The sequence below is a fragment of the Gilliamella sp. ESL0250 genome (genome assembly GCF_013345045.1).
GTDB lineage: Bacteria > Pseudomonadota > Gammaproteobacteria > Enterobacterales > Orbaceae > Gilliamella > Gilliamella apicola_H.
Window position 1 is genome coordinate 110398 of sequence record NZ_JAAEDV010000010.1, and the last position, 18378, is coordinate 128775.

At 34.7% G+C, this 18378-nt stretch carries 19 protein-coding genes and 1 pseudogene; 9 read left to right on the forward strand and 11 right to left on the reverse strand.

Annotation, left to right across the window (positions count from 1 at the left end):
* Window positions 1-155 precede the first annotated feature (155 nt).
* Both GYY69_RS09025 and GYY69_RS09030 read right to left on the reverse strand, forming a co-directional pair.
* Window positions 156-857: a response regulator gene (locus GYY69_RS09025; protein ID WP_174797377.1), complete on the reverse strand. Its 702-nt coding sequence runs from the start codon at window positions 855-857 to the stop codon at window positions 156-158.
* Window positions 858-869: 12 nt separating this feature from the next.
* Window positions 870-2462 (reverse strand): ATP-binding protein, encoded by a 1593-nt coding sequence (locus GYY69_RS09030; RefSeq protein WP_174797378.1) that lies wholly within the window; start codon window positions 2460-2462, stop codon window positions 870-872.
* A 277-nt stretch (window positions 2463-2739) separates the two neighbouring features.
* Here GYY69_RS09030 and GYY69_RS09035 point away from each other — a divergent pair.
* The 7 genes and pseudogenes from GYY69_RS09035 to citX all read left to right on the forward strand — a co-directional run.
* Window positions 2740-4032 (forward strand): annotated as a pseudogene (locus tag GYY69_RS09035) (2-hydroxycarboxylate transporter family protein); the annotation flags it as partial.
* Between the two features lie 95 nt (window positions 4033-4127).
* Window positions 4128-4973, forward strand: coding sequence for a fumarylacetoacetate hydrolase family protein (locus tag GYY69_RS09040; RefSeq protein ID WP_174797380.1), 846 nt, complete (start codon window positions 4128-4130; stop codon window positions 4971-4973).
* A gap of 4 nt (window positions 4974-4977) precedes the next feature.
* Window positions 4978-6012 (forward strand): [citrate (pro-3S)-lyase] ligase, encoded by a 1035-nt coding sequence (gene citC, locus GYY69_RS09045; RefSeq protein ID WP_174797381.1) that lies wholly within the window; start codon window positions 4978-4980, stop codon window positions 6010-6012.
* Between the two features lie 21 nt (window positions 6013-6033).
* Window positions 6034-6324, forward strand: a complete 291-nt coding sequence (gene citD, locus GYY69_RS09050; protein WP_065637374.1) for a citrate lyase acyl carrier protein — start codon at window positions 6034-6036, stop codon at window positions 6322-6324.
* Complete coding sequence (citE, locus tag GYY69_RS09055) at window positions 6321-7208, forward strand: citrate (pro-3S)-lyase subunit beta (RefSeq protein ID WP_174797382.1); 888 nt, start codon at window positions 6321-6323, stop codon at window positions 7206-7208. The genes citD and citE overlap by 4 nt, the downstream gene beginning before the upstream one ends.
* A 12-nt stretch (window positions 7209-7220) precedes the next feature.
* Complete coding sequence (citF, locus tag GYY69_RS09060; RefSeq protein WP_065587590.1) at window positions 7221-8750, forward strand: citrate lyase subunit alpha; 1530 nt, start codon at window positions 7221-7223, stop codon at window positions 8748-8750.
* Between the two features lie 77 nt (window positions 8751-8827).
* Complete coding sequence (citX, locus tag GYY69_RS09065; protein ID WP_174797383.1) at window positions 8828-9388, forward strand: citrate lyase holo-[acyl-carrier protein] synthase; 561 nt, start codon at window positions 8828-8830, stop codon at window positions 9386-9388.
* A gap of 72 nt (window positions 9389-9460) precedes the next feature.
* Here the strand turns inward: citX and metB are convergent, their stop codons facing one another.
* Complete coding sequence (gene metB, locus GYY69_RS09070; RefSeq protein WP_174797384.1) at window positions 9461-10627, reverse strand: cystathionine gamma-synthase; 1167 nt, start codon at window positions 10625-10627, stop codon at window positions 9461-9463.
* Between the two features lie 177 nt (window positions 10628-10804).
* Here metB and metJ point away from each other — a divergent pair, with 177 nt between their 5' ends.
* Window positions 10805-11116, forward strand: a complete 312-nt coding sequence (gene metJ / locus GYY69_RS09075) for a met regulon transcriptional regulator MetJ (RefSeq protein WP_065587588.1) — start codon at window positions 10805-10807, stop codon at window positions 11114-11116.
* A 94-nt stretch (window positions 11117-11210) separates the two neighbouring features.
* On the opposite strand, the gene rpmE is transcribed toward metJ, so the two are convergent.
* From rpmE to GYY69_RS09100, 5 genes are all read right to left on the reverse strand, one after another.
* Window positions 11211-11426 carry a 50S ribosomal protein L31 gene (gene rpmE, locus GYY69_RS09080; RefSeq protein WP_065636780.1) on the reverse strand — a complete coding sequence of 72 codons (216 nt, stop codon included), beginning with the start codon at window positions 11424-11426 and terminating at the stop codon, window positions 11211-11213.
* A 140-nt stretch (window positions 11427-11566) separates the two neighbouring features.
* Window positions 11567-12619, reverse strand: coding sequence for an outer membrane-stress sensor serine endopeptidase DegS (gene degS, locus GYY69_RS09085; RefSeq protein ID WP_174797385.1), 1053 nt, complete (start codon window positions 12617-12619; stop codon window positions 11567-11569).
* 131 nt (window positions 12620-12750) lie between these two features.
* A complete protein-coding gene (locus tag GYY69_RS09090; RefSeq protein ID WP_174797386.1) occupies window positions 12751-14124 on the reverse strand; it encodes a Do family serine endopeptidase in 1374 nt (457 codons plus the stop codon).
* A gap of 81 nt (window positions 14125-14205) precedes the next feature.
* Window positions 14206-14610: a YhcB family protein gene (locus GYY69_RS09095; RefSeq protein ID WP_174797387.1), complete on the reverse strand. Its 405-nt coding sequence runs from the start codon at window positions 14608-14610 to the stop codon at window positions 14206-14208.
* Between the two features lie 62 nt (window positions 14611-14672).
* On the reverse strand, window positions 14673-15134 hold the full coding sequence (locus GYY69_RS09100) for a DUF721 domain-containing protein (RefSeq protein WP_174797388.1): 462 nt from the start codon (window positions 15132-15134) through the stop codon (window positions 14673-14675).
* 508 nt (window positions 15135-15642) lie between these two features.
* Here GYY69_RS09100 and GYY69_RS09105 point away from each other — a divergent pair.
* Window positions 15643-16074, forward strand: coding sequence for a DUF3597 domain-containing protein (locus GYY69_RS09105; protein WP_174797389.1), 432 nt, complete (start codon window positions 15643-15645; stop codon window positions 16072-16074).
* A gap of 99 nt (window positions 16075-16173) precedes the next feature.
* Here GYY69_RS09105 and pth read toward each other — a convergent pair whose 3' ends face one another.
* The 3 genes from pth to GYY69_RS13135 all read right to left on the reverse strand — a co-directional run bounded on the left by pth (window position 16174) and on the right by GYY69_RS13135 (window position 18373).
* Complete coding sequence (gene pth, locus GYY69_RS09110; RefSeq protein ID WP_174797390.1) at window positions 16174-16758, reverse strand: aminoacyl-tRNA hydrolase; 585 nt, start codon at window positions 16756-16758, stop codon at window positions 16174-16176.
* Between the two features lie 73 nt (window positions 16759-16831).
* Window positions 16832-17779: a ribose-phosphate pyrophosphokinase gene (locus GYY69_RS09115; RefSeq protein ID WP_160430613.1), complete on the reverse strand. Its 948-nt coding sequence runs from the start codon at window positions 17777-17779 to the stop codon at window positions 16832-16834.
* A gap of 513 nt (window positions 17780-18292) precedes the next feature.
* The gene (locus GYY69_RS13135) at window positions 18293-18373 is read right to left on the reverse strand and encodes an integrase core domain-containing protein (protein ID WP_141670356.1); all 81 of its coding nucleotides are present in this window, start codon (window positions 18371-18373) and stop codon (window positions 18293-18295) included.
* Window positions 18374-18378 lie beyond the last annotated feature (5 nt).

The following is an 18378-nucleotide window of genomic DNA, read 5'->3' on the forward strand; positions in this document are numbered from 1 at the left end:
TATTTAGTACTGCAAAATTTAACTCTCTGGACAACTAGGTTAGTTCAATCTAGCATCAAATATTTTGCAGTTAAAATAACAAATAAGCATATTTATATAATTATCAATTATATATGAAATAAGCTACTATATAAAAATTGTCTTAATTTAATTATTTATTTACCTAAACGTCTATATAATCTTTCTGGACGGCCAATTTTCCCATGATTAAGTTCAACTGTTAATAATTTGATTTGGACGCAATATTCTAAATATCGCCTAGCAGTTGTTTTGCTAATATTGGCTTTTTCTACTATTTCATCAACGGTGAGAGCGTTCTCGCTCTGCATAAAAATGTCTTTCACTTTTTGTAATGTGATTTCCTCAATGCCTTTTGAGTGTCGGTTCATATTAACAAAGTCTTTGGTTTGCAAATTGAAAAGTTCATCAATTTTTCGTTGATTGACGTGTTTTTGTAAGCTTTGTCGATATAAAAAAAGTTCAAACCGTTCAAGCGAATGCTTTAATCGTTGATAAGAGACGGGTTTAATCAAATAATCAAACGCACCATAACGAATTGCTTTACTACATGTATCCATATCACTTGCTGCTGTCATAAAAATGACATAACAGTCTAGATGATTGTTGATGATATATTCAAATAATTCTATTCCTTTTCCGTCAGGCAAGTAATTATCGAGCAAAATCAATGTTGGCTTTAATTTTTCTACCATCATCTTAGCTTCAGATAAATTCGAAGCAATACCGATTACTTTGACCCTTGTATCTTTTTGAATAAACTCGGCATTGAGTTCTGCTAAAATGGGCTCATCTTCAACAATCAGCACTTTAATATTATCTTCTTGAAATTCTTTCATATAGTTGCCTTTCTATTGTTTAGGTATAAATACAGAAAAAATTGTTCCATAAGGGGTATTATCTTCAAATGTAATATAACCATTGGCCTTTTTTATATAGGTTGAAACAAGATGTAAACCTATGCCATGTTCTTTACCCTCTTGAGATGTGACGCCAGGTTCGAAAATTGAATCACGAATATTTTCATCGATACCACAACCTTGGTCACTGATCTCAAGAACAATTTCATCTGTTGCATCACTAAGATATAAATAAATTGTTTTATCACCACGATCATTTTTTAAACTGGCATTAAAGGCATTATCAAGCAAATTACCTAAAATTGACATAAATTCTGTTTCGGTGATAAGTAAAGGTAATACACTTAATTGGCATGCAGGATCAAATAATAGATTTAAACCTATTTCATGTGATTTTGCATATTTACCAATTAACAAACCACATACAGCTGGCATCTTAAAATGTGTGGTGATAAAATCTAAATTACTTTGGTTATCAGCAGAATGCAATGCGATAAAAGATTGCGCTTCTTCATACCGTTTCATATAAATTAAACCCGATAATGTTGCCAACCAATTTAGATGCTCATGCCTTAATGCGCGCAAATTATCGACATATTGTGTCACTTGTGTTAATTGCATACTTAATATATTAATATCATCAAAGTTACGAAAAGTAATAACCCAACCTTGAATTTTATCATCGATGACCACACGAACTTTGCTTGCAATAACAATAATACTATTGAAATAACAAATATGATCATGCATGTCTTCGGTTTGGTTATCATTTTTATAAATAAAATCGCTTGATTTAATAAATGCCCTCAAATCATGTTCATGTAACTCATCATCACTTATCTTAATCTTTAACATAGCACGAGCAGATTGATTAATATTGATAATTTTATAATTAAGATCAATTGCGATAACCCCTTCAAAAATCGACTCCATGATCGACTTTTGGCTTTTCACCAATAGTGCAATGGCTTTAGGCTCTAAATTAAACATCTGTTTTTTAATTGCTTTTGAAAAACAATATGAAAAGATAAATAACGCTAAAAACAATAAGGAGCAAAAAAAGATAAATGGTATAAATTGCTGTATATGCAATGCATAAATATCATCAATCATATAACCGACCGAGACAATGCCGATAATTTTACCGTGATCAACAATCGGTGCTTTGCCTCTTAATGCTAAACCAAGAGATCCTTCACTGATGGATATGCTACTATTACCGTTAAGAACCTCTTGATTATCACCACCAACCATGGGGGAGTGTAAAGGACTATTAGCTGTGTGAAATAGACGGTTGGCATTCGCATCACCAATAACAATATAGCTCGCATCGCTTTGTTCAAATATCTCTGTGATTAAATTAGCGATTTTATTTGTGTCTTTTTCTTTGACATATTCAATTAAACTTGGTAAAACAGATAACTCTTTTGCTTGAATCTGCGCTTTTTCGCCCAAGCTTCGATACAAATTTGTTTCTGTTGTGTTCCAAATATAGCTCTGTAATAGCGCAAGAATAATCAATGAAAAAAACAAAAGCGATAAAAAAAGCTTTGTTGTAAACGATAACGGGATTTTTTTTCGCATTTTTGCATTTACTTTTCAAATTAAATTCTAATAAGTGTAACACAGCATTAAAAAACATTTAGCCTTTAAAACCATAAAAACCACAGTTAATTTATGATTTATATCACAAAAATTTCATTAATTTTTTGTAAAGATACACTCCAACAATTTCGAATAAATTAAGACATTTTGGAGAAAAAAATAAATGGCGGATTTCAAGTCACTTGAAAATAAACATAATCAAAAAGAATCAACGAGTAAGCCCCTTGAAGAAAAGTTAACAGGTTGGCCATATAATTGGTGGCGCCTTATGGACAACTATAAAATTGGTGTAATTCCACTTCCATTATTTATTATTGCCGGTATCCTTATTTGTGCAGAAGTGTTAGTAACTGGCAAGTTACCTAGCGAAATCGTGGTCATGGTGGTTACTTGTGCTTTCTTTGGTTTCTTATGTGGTGAAATTGGTAAACGTTTACCTATTGTAGGTAAAATGGGGGCAGCAGCAATCTGTGCAACTTTTATTCCATCTGCACTTGTTTATTATGGTATTTTGCCTACACCAGTTGTTGAAGCAACGACCAAATTCTATAAAGATACACATATCCTTTATTTATATATCTGCTGTATCATCGTAGGTAGTATTATGAATATGGATAAGAGAACACTTATTCAAGGCTTCTTAAGAATCTTTGCGCCAATGCTTTGCGGTGAAATTGTTGGTATGATTGTTGGTGTAGCTGTCGGTTATTTACTTGGTTTAACACCATTTGAAACATTTTTCTTCTTAGTTTTACCTATCATGGCTGGTGGTGTAGGTGAAGGTGCAATTCCACTTTCAATTGGTTATGCTGCAATTTTAGGTATGGAACAAGGTGATGCACTTGGTCGAGTATTACCAATTGTCATGCTTGGTGGTTTAACTGGTATTATTTGTGGTGGTATTCTTAACCGTATTGGTAAAATTTATCCTCACTTAACAGGTAACGGTCGATTATTACCCGCATCTAAGGATGATGATTCAATGGACAAAAAATCTGCTAAACCTGAAATGGCAATAGATGTTACAACATTTGCTTCAGGTGTTTTATTAGCGGCTATCCTTTATATGGTTGGTATGATTGGACACAAATTAATCGGTCTTCCTGCTCCAGTGGGTATGTTATTTGCAGCAGTTTTTGTTAAATTAGTATCAGGTGTTTCACCAAAAGTATTAAGTGGCTCACAAGTTGTTTATAAATTTTTCCAAACATCAGTAACTTACCCAATTCTATTTGCAGTAGGTGTGGCAATTACTCCATGGGAAAGAATTGTTGATGCTTTCACTATTACTAACTTAATTGTTATTGTTTGTACAGTAGTGAGCTTAGTGACCACTGGTTTCTTTGTGTCAAAAGCACTTGGTATGTATCCTGTTGATGCTGCTGTTATTTCTTGTTGTCAAAGTGGCCAAGGGGGAACTGGTGACGTGGCAATCTTAACTGCTGCAGAACGTATGGAGCTAATGCCATTTGCACAAATTGCAACTCGTATTGGTGGTGCAATTAATGTGTCAGTATCATTACTTATTCTCGGCAATTTCTTAGTATAGATTTAACATATTAAAAAACAACCTTAGTTTATACTAAGGTTGTTTATTTTTATTTTATATTTACAATTAACACAAATAGCTTTTAAGGAGTTTTCATGAAGCTTGTCAGTTATCTTGTTTCTGGTAGAGCAAGTTTTGGTCTTCTTACTCACAACGGTATTGTTGATTTAAAGCAAAAATTAGGTGATAAATATGCCGATTTAAAATCACTACTTGCCGACAAAGAAGGATTATCTATTGCCAAAACCTATCTTGATGCCCCAAGTGACATTGATGAACAAGACATTACTTTTTTACCCGTCATTCCAAATCCAAACAAAATTTTATGTGTTGGTATGAACTATGCCGAAAAACGAGCAGAATTTAATGAAACCAGCTCCGCACCGACGCTTTTCGTTCGTTTTCCTGACTCACAAACAGGTCACAAAACCAATATTATAAAACCAGCCATTACTAATGAATTAGATTATGAGGGCGAATTAGCAATTATTATTGGTAAAACAGGTTTTCGTATTAAGCAAGAAGATGCGTTATCATATGTAGCAGGTTATAGCTGTTATATGGATGGTTCTATTCGCGACTGGCAGTATACATGGTTTACCGCTGGTAAAAATTGGCCAAGCACTGGCGCATTTGGCCCATGTATTACAACAAGTGATGAGATTCCTGATCCAAAAGAATTATCTTTAACCACTTATTTAAATGGCGAGCAAATGCAACATGATTCTATCAAAAATCTTGTGCATACTGTGCCTGAATTAATTTCATATATCAGTACATTTACTCATTTATCGCCTGGAGATGTCATTCTTACTGGTTCACCTGGTGGAGTGGGTAAAAAACGTCACCCTCCTGTGTTTATGCAAGATGGGGATATTATTGAAGTTGAAATTACCAAGATTGGGCGTTTAACTAACTCTGTTGTAGCAGAAAAAGGGTAACATTATGTATGATTTAGCTGATTACACTGTTGTTGATATATCCAAATCAAAACAAGATTATCAAGAAATTGAGCAACTATTATCTCGCTCTGATCTCAATTTAGATTCACAAGTTACCATTTTTATGGTCATAAAAATTGACGCTAAAATTGTAGCTTGTGCAGGGATTGATCGTGATATTATAAAGTGCGTTGCTATTGATCCTGATTATCGTGGCAATCAACTAAATCTTACTTTAATGGATCACACCATAAAATATGCTAACGAAAGCGGCTATTTTCACCTTTTTTTATATACAAAGCCTGAAAATATAGATTTTTTTAAAGGATGTGGCTTTTACCCTATTGTTGAAATAACCGATCTTGCTGTCTTAATGGAAAATAATCCTGTTGGCATTAAACAGTATTGTAAGCAACTGCACACACAACAAAAAGACGGAAAAAAGATTGGCAGTATTGTTATGAATGCCAATCCTTTTACTAAAGGTCATCAATATCTTGTACAATATGCAGCCAGCCAATGTGATTGGTTACATGTTTTTGTCGTCAATGAAAATGCATCACAATTTTCATTTGATACACGTTTAAAATTAGTTCAAGATGGTACTAAACACATAAAAAATGTTACTGTGCATGCTAGCTCGCCTTATATTATTTCAAGAGCAACATTTCCGACTTATTTTCTAAAAGATAAGGCAAAAATTGATCAAGCCTATATGGGTATCGATCTGCTTATATTCCGAAATTATATTGCACCAACACTAAATATCGCTTATCGATTTGTTGGCACGGAACCTTATGATGAAGTCACTAAAGCTTATAATGAAGCCATGTCTTATTGGCTTGAAGATAACACTGTCAGTAAACAATCCGCGATCACGGTTGTTGAAGTTCCACGGATAACTGAAGGCGATACTATAGTATCGGCCTCACTAGTGAGAAAATTATTGGCCTCTGGGCGATATGACGAGGTAAAAAAGCTAGTTCCATCTACTACATGGGATTACCTTTCAGCTAATTTGGATAAATTTAAAATTTAATACGTTTTAAAAGGTAAAAAAATGAAAATACAAAAAGAAGCCATGGCAGGGACTCTTGAATCAAGCGATTTGTTAGTCAAAGTCATGCCAAACGCGGGAATTGAAATTGTTATTAATAGTGATGTTAATAAACAATTTGGCGATCAAATCCGTGCAGTTGTTGAGCAAACTTTAAATGAGCTTAATGTAACTGACGGTTTAATCATTATTGATGATAAAGGAGCACTTGATTGTGCTATTAAAGCTAGAGTTCAATGTGCAGTATTACGTGGCGCAGAAGAAGAAAACTTAGATTGGAGCAAATTACTATGAAAAAATTACGTCGAAGTATGCTATTTCTTCCAGGTGCAAACGCCGCAATGTTATCGACTTCATTTGTTTATAAACCTGATTCAATCATGTTCGATCTTGAAGATGCGGTTTCAATTAAAGAAAAAGATTCAGCACGTTTATTAGTGGCACAAACATTGCTTCTTCCTGTTTATAAAGAGCATGGAATTGAAACAGTAGTACGAATCAACGCCCTTGATACTCCATTTGGTTTAAAAGACCTTGAAGCAGTGGTAAGAGCTGGTGTTGACGTAGTACGTTTACCGATGACTAACTGCGCTGAAGATATTCATGAGTTAGAAGCACATGTTGAAAGAATTGAAAAAGAGTGTGGGCGTGAAGTGGGCAGCACTAAATTAATGGCTGCGATTGAATCTGCTCAAGGCGTTGTTAATGCCGTTTCTATTGCTCAATCTTCTCCACGTTTAATCGGTATTGCACTAGCTGCATTTGACTATCTTGTTGATATGCAAACTGAGCGTGGCGACGGTACTGAGTTATTTTATGCTCGCTGCGCAGTATTACATGCAGCACGTGTAGCTGGCATTGATGCCTTTGATGTGGTGTATTCGAATGTTAATGATGATGAAGGTTTCTTAAAAGAAGTTAGCCTAATCAAAAAACTCGGATATAACGGTAAATCACTGATCAATCCAAGACAAATTGAACTATTACATAATGCGTATGCTCCAACAGCAGCTGAAGTTGATCATGCTCAAAAAGTAGTTGAAGCAGCAGAAGAAGGTGAAAGAAAAGGCCTTGGCGTTATTTCCTTAAACGGCAAAATGATTGATGCACCGATTATTGCTCGTGCTAGAAAAGTTATCGAGTTGGCTAAATATTCTGGTGTACGTAAAGAAATTTGATAGGATTGAAAAATGACTACTTCTATAAACAAAAAAATTGATGATTTGCTTAAACAGCACCCTGACCTCAAGAATATTACGCCTTTTGTTGATGCTAACGCAACAACACCATATTTAAAAGATGAGTCTAAATACACGCGTAAATTGTGTGATTCTATTGAACAGGCAATTAAAAAATGTGAATTACGTGATGGTATGACTATCTCTTTTCACCATGCATTCCGTGAAGGTGATAAGGTTATCAACAAAGTTGTTGAAACGATCAGTAAGTTAGGCATTAAAAACTTAACGTTAGCTTCAAGTTCATTATTAAGCTGTAATTCGGCTTTAATACCTCATATCGAATCAGGGGTCATTACTAAAATTTATACTTCTGGTCTACGTGGTAAATTAGCCGATGCAATTTCACACGGTTTAATGGAAAACCCTGTTCATATCCATTCTCATGGTGGTCGAGTAAAACTTATCCAAAGTGGTGAAATTAATATTGATATCGCATTTTTAGCTGTATCAACCGCTGATGAACAAGGTAACGCTAATGGGGTATCGGGTAAATCACAATGTGGTGCACTCGGTTATGCTATGGTCGATGCGCAATTTGCTAAAAAAGTGGTACTACTAACTGAAGATATCGTTGGATATCCTAACCATCCGGCAAGTATTCGCCAAGATCAAGTTGACTATATCGTTAAAGTTGATGAGGTGGGTGATCCAACTAAAATCAGTGTGGGGGCAGCACGTATCACTAGCAATCCACGCGAACTGATGATCGCGCGTTATGCAGCTGATGTTATTGAACATTCAGGCTATTTCAAAGATGGTTTTTCAATTCAAACTGGTTCGGGTGCATCGTCAACTGCGGCAACTCGCTTCCTTGAAAATCGTATGCGTGCAAAAAATATCACTGCATCATTTGCATTAGGTGGTATTACAGCAAGTATTGTTGATCTTCATGAAAAAGGATTAGTTAAACGTTTATTAGACACTCAAAGCTTTGATGGCACAGCTGGACAATCTTTAGGTAAAAATAAAGATCATATTGAAGTATCAACCAACGTTTATGCGAACCCAGCATCAAAAGGTGCAAGCGTTGATGAACTTGATATTGTTATTTTAAGTGCTTTAGAAATTGACCTTGATTACAATGTTAATGTATTAACTGGTTCTGACGGCGTTATGCGTGGTGCGTCTGGCGGTCACTGTGATACTGCTGCTGGTGCAAACTTAACAATCGTTGTTGCACCACTGATTCGTAGCCGTATTCCAACGGTAATTAAAAAGGTAACAACACTAGTCACTCCTGGTGAAAGCGTTGATGTGCTAGTAACTGACCATGGTATTGCGGTTAATCCTAACCGTCCAGAAATTGCTGAACGTTTAAAAGCAGCTAATTTACCAATTATGAGCATTGAAGAGCTTTATCAACGTGCTGTATCTTTAACTGGTGAGCCAAAACCAATCGAGTTTAAAGATAAAATTGTTGGTATTGTCCATTTCCGCGACGGTTCAGTTATTGATGTCGTGCGTGAAGTTAAAGACTAATTTTAGTTTTAATTAATAAAGTAATAGCCTGACATGTAAAAGTGTTATGCTATTACTGATTTTATCCAGTGGAAAAAATGCTAATTAAATTTGATGATGGCACTCCAATTAACCTTGAGCAGATGCTATTAGCCAAGGAACAGCGAGTAGAAAACCAAAAACAGGCAATGATATGTTATAAATATCCAATCATATCCTTAAGCCTAGTTATTCCAGGTGCTATAAAAAATAGTAGCGGTGCTCGTTATCTTTTTGACGAAGCAATCAAAGCATTACATCACTGTTTTTTTCAAAATGACATCGCAATAATCAATGAAGATCATTATCACTACATCACCGGTTCAGAAGCTATTATAGCAATAAAATGTTCAGCTAATTCCCTTAAAAAATACTGTATTGATATTGAAAATAATCACCCATTAGGACGTTTATGGGATATTGATGTTATTGACATTGTTACACAAAAAAGCCTGTCACGATCACAATTCGACAACCAACCAAGACAATGCTTAGTCTGTCATGAAACGGCAAAACTTTGCGGTAGAGCAAAACGTCATTCAATTGATGAAATTTTTACAGCGATTGAAAACAAGATAGCAAAATTTCAGAAAAATAATAGCGATAATACTCATTGCTAATAACGGATTGATAAAATAGCATAACTACATACATGATATATCATCAACCCTAATTATAATCTAAAAAATCAGTTATACTGTTTCAAGTGCTTGCTGTAAATCAGCCAGTAAATCAGTAATATCTTCTAACCCCACCGAAATACGTAATAATTGATCTGAAATCCCAGCCGTTTTTCGTGCTTCGGCACTAATACCTGAATGAGTCATTGTTGCTGGATGGCACACAAGACTTTCCACTCCACCAAGTGATTGAGCCAATGTAAAAATATTAAGCGCTTTTAAAAATTTCGGCATAACATCGGCATTGCCAACTAATTCAAAACTGAGTAACGAACCAAAGCCTTTCTGCTGTTTTTTAGCAATATCATGTCCAAGATTAGTTGGTAAAGAGGGATGAAATACTTTAGCTATTTTAGGATGATTAGCAAGAAACCCAACAACTTTTTGCGCATTGTCTTGTTGTAAATTTACACGCGCCGCAAGGGTTCGTAATCCACGTAATAAAAGATAACTATCAAATGATGAAGTCAGCGTACCAATATTATTAGCCCACCATAAAACATCTGTAGCAAGTTGTTGGTCCTTAAAAACTAAAATTCCTGCTAATAAATCCGAATGTCCGTTTAAAAATTTAGTACAAGAGTGGGTAACAATATCAGCACCAAGCTCCAATGGTTTTTGTAAAATAGGCGTCATAAATGTATTATCGACTAAAACCAAAGCACCTACATCATGCGCTTGTTGCGCAATTTTTTTTATATCAACAACACGCAGTAATGGATTACTTGGTGTCTCAATCAAAACTAATTTGGGATGTAAGCTTAATGCTTCTTGTAATGCGACCAAGTCAGACTGATCCACAAATTTTACCTTAAAATAACCTTTCTCGCTCAAACTATTAAACAAACGATAGCTACCACCATAACAATCATGGGGGGCAACAACTAAGTCATTTGGCGCTAATAAGGCAACACTAATAAGGTGAATTGCTGACATGCCACAGTTAGTTAAAATAGCATCGGCACCACCTTCTAATTTTGCAACTGTTTCTTCCACCAATCGCCGACTTGGATTTGCTTTTCGCGCATAATCAAATTTCCTGGGTTTAGCAAATTCTTCATAACGATAACATGTAGATGGAGTGATAACAGGTACGACACTGCCATATTGATCATCAGTATTGAGCCCACCACGAACAGCAATTGTTCCTTGGTTTAAATTGTTAGCTTGACTAGTCATAATAACATTCCTCTAAATAATGTTTTGCTTACTTCAAGAATAGATTGTATAAGAATAACACACTGAATATAGACGTCAACATGTCTAGATGTCTAACTATCTTGGTGTATAGATTGCAGAAAGATAAAAAAAACGTTAGAATTGCCCACATTATTTGTGATGTAATTTGGTGAAAATATGATGGAATGGAATGGCGAATATATAAGCCCTTATGCTGAACATGGTAAAAAAAGTGAGCAAGTAAAAAAAATTACAGTATCAATTCCGTTAAAAGTGTTAAAAATATTGACTGATGAGCGTACTCGCAGACAAGTTAATAATTTACGTCACGCAACAAATAGTGAATTATTGTGTGAAGCTTTTCTTCATGCTTATACTGGTCAACCTTTACCTTGTGATGATGATTTACAAAGAGATCGTGAAGACGGTATTCCCAAACAAGCTCAAAAAATGATGCAAGATTTAGGCATCACCCCAGAATTCGATTGATTATTAACTAAAAGTATTAATTTTCAAAAAGCAAAAAGGCGCACAATGCGCCTTTTCAACTACTATTGGTTTTCAGATACGGTTTTTCGGAAAATTATTTTTTACCGCCAACCATAGCAAAACGTTGTTTGAACTTATCTACACGTCCACCAGTTGCAACATCACGTTGTTTACCAGTATAGAATGGGTGACACTCACCACATACATCAAGATGAATATCATGACCAATAGTAGAATGAGTTTTAATAACATTACCACAAGAGCATGTTGCATTAATTGCAGTATATTCTGGATGGATACCTTCTTTCATAATAAACCTCTAAAGTTTGTTCGTATCGCTATATAAATGGCTAAAAGCAAAATCTATACACCATACGAGTGTTAAAAAACATGATAAGGTTGCAAATTATATGCCTTAAAAGTTAAATAATCAAGCCATAAAAAGACAAATTAAACGGGTAATTGCCCTATTGTCACTTGTAATTCAACCTTTTCACCATTCCGCAATACAATAATGGGGACAATCATACCCGGTTTCAACTCGGCAATTTGATCCATGGTTTCAACAATGGATTTAACAGGCTTATTATCTACCATAATCAAGATATCATTAGCTTGTATACCCGCTTGTAAAGAAGGTCCTTCAACATTGGTGACTAAAATACCTAATACCACTGGCATATCATTTGGATTTTGAGTGGGCGCAAATTCTAATCCATCAATACCGATATAACCACGAATAATTTTTCCATCCTGAATCAACTTATTCATGATCTTTACAGCTAAAGAAGTCGGAATTGCAAATCCAATCCCTTCCGGAACATCATTACCCAAATTTTTTGCAAAGGTGAGAGTATTAATTCCCATTAATTCACCTTTAGTATTAACTAGTGCTCCTCCAGAATTACCGTGATTTATTGATGCATCAGTTTGAATAAAATTCTGTCTTCTATATGGACTTAGCCCATCGCGACCTGTAGCACTAATAATACCTTGTGTGATAGTTTGCCCTATATTGTAAGGATTACCTATCGCTAAAACCACATCACCAATCTTCGGTTCACGCTGAGGATTAATGGTAATAGTTGGAATATTAGAGGCTTCTATTTTTAATACGGCAAGATCAACAAGTTTATCAGAGCCTACCGATAAAGCCTCAAAAATTCGTCCATCTTGCAGTGCAACAATAATTTGCTCTGCATCTTCAACAACGTGATAATTAGTAACAATATATCCCTGTTCACTCATTATTACCCCTGAACCAAGTGGAGTAATTGGACTATCTTGTGATTCTTGAGAAACAGAATTAATTGAGCGACTATAAATATTAACTACTGCGGGCGCTGCAGTTTTTACGGCATCAGAATAACTTAAAGGTTCGTTACTGAAAATAGAAACAAAAAAATGCAATTGCTTTCCGTTTCGTAATGAAGGAAAAATAATTAATAACGCAACGGCTAAAACTACACCGATTAATATTGGCCATAAAAATTTTTTAAGCATTGCCGTCAGATGATAGTAATTAGATATAGCAACGATTTTAGCATATATACAAAAGTGTTAAAATCACTGTTTTTCGCCGACGCCAAAGCATCGACGAAATAGAGTTAAATTATCTTCTAGTTTGAAAAAAATTATCTTAAAATGAGATAAATTCGGCTATCTCCTCGTACTATATTAAGCGCAATAACAGACGGATTACTATCAATGATTTTGCGAAGTTCTGCAATATTAGTTACTCGTCCTTTGTTAACGCCAGTAATCAGATCTCCCTCTTGTAAGCTAAGTCGAGAAGCAGGTGAATTTTTAGCAATCTTTTCAATTAAAACACCTTTTTGACCTTTTATTTCACCATTACTAAGTGTTGCACCATCAAGAGCAGTATGCAATGATTTTGCTTCGGTTACTGCCTCATCGCTATTTTTGAGTTTTACCTCAACAGACATTTGTTTACCATCTCGAATTAAGCCTAATTTTACAGTTCGCCCAGCACCAGTTGTGGCAATTTTTGCACGTAATTCAGCAAAACTATCAACGGGTTTACCGTCCATTGAAATAATAATATCGCCAGATTTAATTCCTGCAGCTTGTGCGGCTGAATTTTCAATCACTTCACTAACGAAAGCACCTTTTTGAACATCAACATCAAATGCTTTCGCTATATCCGATGTCAGTTCATTACCTTTGATGCCAAGCACACCACGTTTGACCTCACCAAACTCAATAAGCTGCGATGTTAAACTTTTTACCATATTACTAGGAATTGCAAAGCCAATCCCAACATTACCACCATTTGGCGCAATAATCGCAGTATTAATACCAACGAGTTCACCATTTAAATTAACAAGTGCTCCACCAGAGTTTCCTTGGTTAATTGAAGCATCTGTTTGAATAAAATTTTCAAAACCATTCATATTAAGCCCACTGCGAGCCAAAGCTGAAATAATCCCCGAAGTAACAGTCTGACCAATACCAAATGGGTTACCAATAGCAACAGTATAATCACCAACCCGCAAATTATCAGAATCAGCCAATTTAATCGCCGTTAATTTTTTTGCATCATCAAGTTTAAGCAATGCTATATCACTTTGTGGATCTTTACCGATTAGCTTTGCTTTATATTCATGTCCATCATTAAGAGCAACCGTGATTTTATCGGCACTATCAATAACATGATTATTCGTCACAACATAACCTTTTTCAGCATCAATAATCACACCAGAGCCTAGACCTGTAAACACTCTTGATTGACTATCAGGGTAACCAAAAAAACGTCTAAATTCTTCTGGCATATTATTTTGCATTTGCGCAGTACCCTCAACCTTAATACTAACAACTGAAGGTAATACCGTTTCGAGCATAGGTGCCAAACTTGGCTGCTGTGTATTACTGTCGGTTGAGGTAGGAGGAAAAGAAGCATAAGCATCGGGATGTGATGCTAAACTTAACCCTAAACTTAACGCTATAATACTTAATAATTTTTTTTGTTGTTTTAATGAATTAATCATCTTATAACTCTCGCTTTCACAAAAATTTAATCTCTATAAAATTGCTTGACCATTAGGAAACGGCGAATAAAACCATAGTAGTTAAGATTTGTGTTCATCCGCTTTAAATAAACCAGAAGAATTATCCGAATAATCTCTAGGCTGCTTATCAAGTATCATTTCTTTTGTTTCATCTGAATCAGAGTTGGAATCAAAATCCAAAGATGCGGCTTTATCGCCATCAATAAATTGACTAGAATTTTCAGCCATATGTTGATAAAGGCGACGAAAATCTTTAGCCATACTATCCAATATCTCAGCACTATGAGAAAAATGTTTAGCAATCATTTGTTTTTGCGCTATTAATTCATCTTTTGTTTGTTCTAGCTCATGTTTAACTTTGGTATATTTACGAGCCTTAGGGCTAATAACGCTTACAAAAATAAAACCAATAATAAAACCAATTACTAATCCAATTATAAGATAAGTAAGCATATCTTTATCCATTATTCACTCCTTATATCTTCAAGATATATCATTTTATAAAATTGAAATCCAATTATCAGCACTTATTTTGCATGGTTAGCAAGTTTTATCAATTGTTTTTTTAACTTATCTGGTGCATTTTCCGCTAATGCATATAAAAACATGGCACTTTTAGCTGTCATCACACTCGATACTAAAGAGGACTTAACAGTCTGAGAATGGCGATGTGACAACTTGACCGAAATATCCGGATTAATCTGATATTGGATAGACGATAGAGACGGTAAGATATTTTTTCGTATCTCTGATATTAAATTACTTTGTTCATATTTCAGTCTCGTTAACCAGCCAGCAGTGCTTACCTCTAAAATCAATACGCCTTCGCGATAATTAGCCACTCGACATTGTTGATTCAATGGGGATGGCAATAAATCGTTAACCTCTTTAGCCAATGTTTTTAATGCATTAGTTCTTTCTTGGATCTTAGAAAAACAAGAGGCTTGAGTTATTATTGACGTCAATACTTGTGGCTCATTAAAACGCATATCTTGACTTCCTCTCCTTTCTTAATCAATAAAAAAAGTTTCTCCTAAAAGCTAAAAATAAGTATTAGTTTAATAATTTACCCTATTTATCGTCAAAAGTCTTATTGAAAAAATTTATTTACTGTTTTATAAAAATTTCTTTACTAATATGATGTTCAAAACTTCAGTTAAAAAAAATAGATAACTGATAATGGATTGAAATTTATCAGAAATACTAAAAAGATTAACTGCAATTTAAAGGCATTTTTTCATAAAAGTTTTATAAATCTGCAGATGGATAATCCTTTTTTTGATTGTAATTAATTCGCTTAATATTAGAATAATATTTAAAATCATTAATTAACATCTTGGTAAGCATTGTATCGTAATACATAAAATGCTATTAAAGCATAACTCTTTTGACATTTTATCCTGTTAAGCGTTATATTGTTTTTTGATATTTTCTACATCTATATCATTAAGCAGTTAAGCAGTTTTTTATAAGCAGTTTAAACTTAAGAGGTGTAATATGGGTATCTTAAATAACATTTTTTCTAAAGTATTTCCTAACGCTCAAGCAACAGTAGAAAATGCAGTTGATGCTGTGAAAGATAAAGTCGGAAACATCACAGCATCTGTCAAAGACACAGTATCAGATGGCTCAAAACAAATTCAAGATAAGGTCGAGCAAGGCACATCCGCAACTAATGTTGATGTCACCTCGATTCTTGATAATCTAGCTAAAAAGCATCCTGAAGCACTCAACTGGAAAACGTCTATCGTCGATTTATTAAAATTACTCGGTATAGATAGTAGCTTAGATGCACGTAAAAAGTTAGCACAAGAACTAAATTATACTGGCAGTACTGATGATACTGCAGCAATGAATACATGGTTAATTAAAGAAGTCATGAAAAAAATCGCTGAAAAAGGCGGTAACATTACTCATCTCTTTTCTTAATCGAACAATCTAAGATAATGACGATCCACCCAATCTTGGGTGGATTTTTTATAATATTCGATCAGCTATCCATTAACCATTTGTTATTAAATCAATAAACTAAGCCTTAAAAGCGTGTAATTGATTCATCGCAGCATTAACACCTTGAGATAATAAAATATCCGTACAGCGCACTGATTCATCAATAGCTTGATCAATCAATGCTTGCTCAGGTTTAGAGGGTTTGTTAAGAACGTAGCCTACCACTTTATTTTTATCACCAGGATGACCTATACCAATCCTTAATCGATGAAAATTTAAATTATTACCCAATTTGCTGGCAATATCTTTTAGCCCATTATGCCCACCATGACTACCACCAAACTTAAGTTTAGCTATACCTGGATTCAAGTCGAGTTCATCATGGGCAACTAATATTTCTTCTGGCTTTATTTGGTAAAATGACGCCATAGCTTGCACCGCCTTACCACTTAAATTCATAAATGTAGTTGGAACTAATAAACGCACATCATGACCAGAAATATTGATTCGTGATGTGTAACCAAAAAATTTTGGTTCATTTTTTAATGATTGATTATAACGCTGAGCCACTTGTTCAACAAACCATGCGCCTGCGTTGTGCCTTGTTGCTGCATATTCATTGCCGGGATTGGCAAGTCCTACTATCAGTTTTATTGTTGTCATAATATTTTTATTGTCACTGATTTTATTGTGAAAAATGCCCCAAAAGGGGCATTTAACTCAATGAAAAAATAGATTATTGATGGAACATAGCTGAAATCGATTCTTCATTACTGATTCGACGAATTGCTTCAGCAAGCATACCTGACAATGTTAATTGACGAACATTTTTCAATGCTTTTACTTCAGCCGTTAATGGAATTGTATCGCAAACAACAATTTCATCAATAGCACTGCTTTTAATGTTACTCACTGCTTTACCTGAAAAAATTGGATGCGTTGCATAAGCAAACACTCTTTTTGCTCCTCGTGCTTTTAAAGCGTCGGCTGCTTTACAAAGTGTTCCTGCTGTATCAATCATATCATCAACTAAGATACAATCTCTATCTGCAACATCACCAATAATATTCATCACTTCAGCTTCATTTGCACGTTGACGGCGTTTATCAATAATCGCCATATCAGTATCATTAAGTAGTTTAGCTATCGCGCGAGCACGCACCACACCACCAATATCTGGAGATACCACAATTGGACGTTCAAATTGACGTTGTAACATATCTTCTAAAATAACTGGGCTAGCAAATACGTTATCCACAGGCACATCAAAAAAACCTTGAATTTGCTCTGCATGAAGATCAACGGTTAATACCCTATCAACACCAACAGTTGATAAAAAATCAGCGACAACTTTAGCGGTAATAGGCACACGAGCCGAACGAACTCGACGATCTTGCCTTGCATAACCAAAATAAGGAATAACCGCAGTAATACGACCAGCAGATGCGCGACGCATTGCATCGATCATGACGAGCAATTCCATTAAATTGTCATTGGTTGGAGCACAAGTTGATTGAATAATAAAAACATCTTCACCACGGACATTTTCATTGATTTGGACATTAACTTCACCATCACTAAAACGGCTTACAACAATGTCACCAAGAGAAGTATAAAGACGATTAGCTATACGTTTTGCTAGTTCGGGTGTGGCATTACCAGCAAAAAGCTTCATATCAGGCACGAGAAATCCTCAAGCATGTATTCATGATTACTTAATTCGTAATCGGTTAAATCGGGGCTACAATTATATAATCATTTATCTATCATGCTCAACCACAATATAAAAATAAATCAAAAATATTTGATAGCGGATTATAAACAACACAACTACTTTTTACAGATAACTGCAACAAGTTATAAGCAAGGTATAATCCGATAGGCAAGCTCAAGTCATCTGAGACAAATAGACGGATCTAGTTATTCTTTTATTTAAAAATTATAGTTCTATAGGGTATAACATAACATTATCTGGAGTAGTAAAAAATGATACATAGCTACCCATTTCACAGCTATCAGATGCTTCTATAAAAATAATATTTTTTCCAAGTGACAAAACTAAAAGACCTTGATCTTCACAAGATATCACTTTTGCATTAAAAACTATGTGGTTATCAATTAAATTGATACTACAATTATGTTTTTCTGCAAGGATTATGTAAATACCCCAAACCTAGTACACAACTCACGTAGAAAATCATGCTGCTTGTTTTAGTGTTTTATACTCAATCGGTGTCATGTTATTTAACGCCTCATGCGGTCTTTCGGTATTATAAATCGTTA

What these genes read in the sequence shown, in the direction of transcription:
- GYY69_RS09025 (WP_174797377.1), bottom strand. Translation starts at nt 857, where the DNA reads ATGAAAGAATTTCAAGAAGATAATATTAAAGTGCTGATTGTTGAAGAT.
- GYY69_RS09030 (WP_174797378.1), bottom strand. Translation starts at nt 2,462, where the DNA reads ATGCGAAAAAAAATCCCGTTATCGTTTACAACAAAGCTTTTTTTATCG.
- GYY69_RS09040 (WP_174797380.1), top strand. Translation starts at nt 4,128, where the DNA reads ATGAAGCTTGTCAGTTATCTTGTTTCTGGTAGAGCAAGTTTTGGTCTT.
- citC (WP_174797381.1), top strand. Translation starts at nt 4,978, where the DNA reads ATGTATGATTTAGCTGATTACACTGTTGTTGATATATCCAAATCAAAA.
- citD (WP_065637374.1), top strand. Translation starts at nt 6,034, where the DNA reads ATGAAAATACAAAAAGAAGCCATGGCAGGGACTCTTGAATCAAGCGAT.
- citE (WP_174797382.1), top strand. Translation starts at nt 6,321, where the DNA reads ATGAAAAAATTACGTCGAAGTATGCTATTTCTTCCAGGTGCAAACGCC.
- citF (WP_065587590.1), top strand. Translation starts at nt 7,221, where the DNA reads ATGACTACTTCTATAAACAAAAAAATTGATGATTTGCTTAAACAGCAC.
- citX (WP_174797383.1), top strand. Translation starts at nt 8,828, where the DNA reads ATGCTAATTAAATTTGATGATGGCACTCCAATTAACCTTGAGCAGATG.
- metB (WP_174797384.1), bottom strand. Translation starts at nt 10,627, where the DNA reads ATGACTAGTCAAGCTAACAATTTAAACCAAGGAACAATTGCTGTTCGT.
- metJ (WP_065587588.1), top strand. Translation starts at nt 10,805, where the DNA reads ATGATGGAATGGAATGGCGAATATATAAGCCCTTATGCTGAACATGGT.
- rpmE (WP_065636780.1), bottom strand. Translation starts at nt 11,426, where the DNA reads ATGAAAGAAGGTATCCATCCAGAATATACTGCAATTAATGCAACATGC.
- degS (WP_174797385.1), bottom strand. Translation starts at nt 12,619, where the DNA reads ATGCTTAAAAAATTTTTATGGCCAATATTAATCGGTGTAGTTTTAGCC.
- GYY69_RS09090 (WP_174797386.1), bottom strand. Translation starts at nt 14,124, where the DNA reads ATGATTAATTCATTAAAACAACAAAAAAAATTATTAAGTATTATAGCG.
- GYY69_RS09095 (WP_174797387.1), bottom strand. Translation starts at nt 14,610, where the DNA reads ATGGATAAAGATATGCTTACTTATCTTATAATTGGATTAGTAATTGGT.
- GYY69_RS09100 (WP_174797388.1), bottom strand. Translation starts at nt 15,134, where the DNA reads ATGCGTTTTAATGAGCCACAAGTATTGACGTCAATAATAACTCAAGCC.
- GYY69_RS09105 (WP_174797389.1), top strand. Translation starts at nt 15,643, where the DNA reads ATGGGTATCTTAAATAACATTTTTTCTAAAGTATTTCCTAACGCTCAA.
- pth (WP_174797390.1), bottom strand. Translation starts at nt 16,758, where the DNA reads ATGACAACAATAAAACTGATAGTAGGACTTGCCAATCCCGGCAATGAA.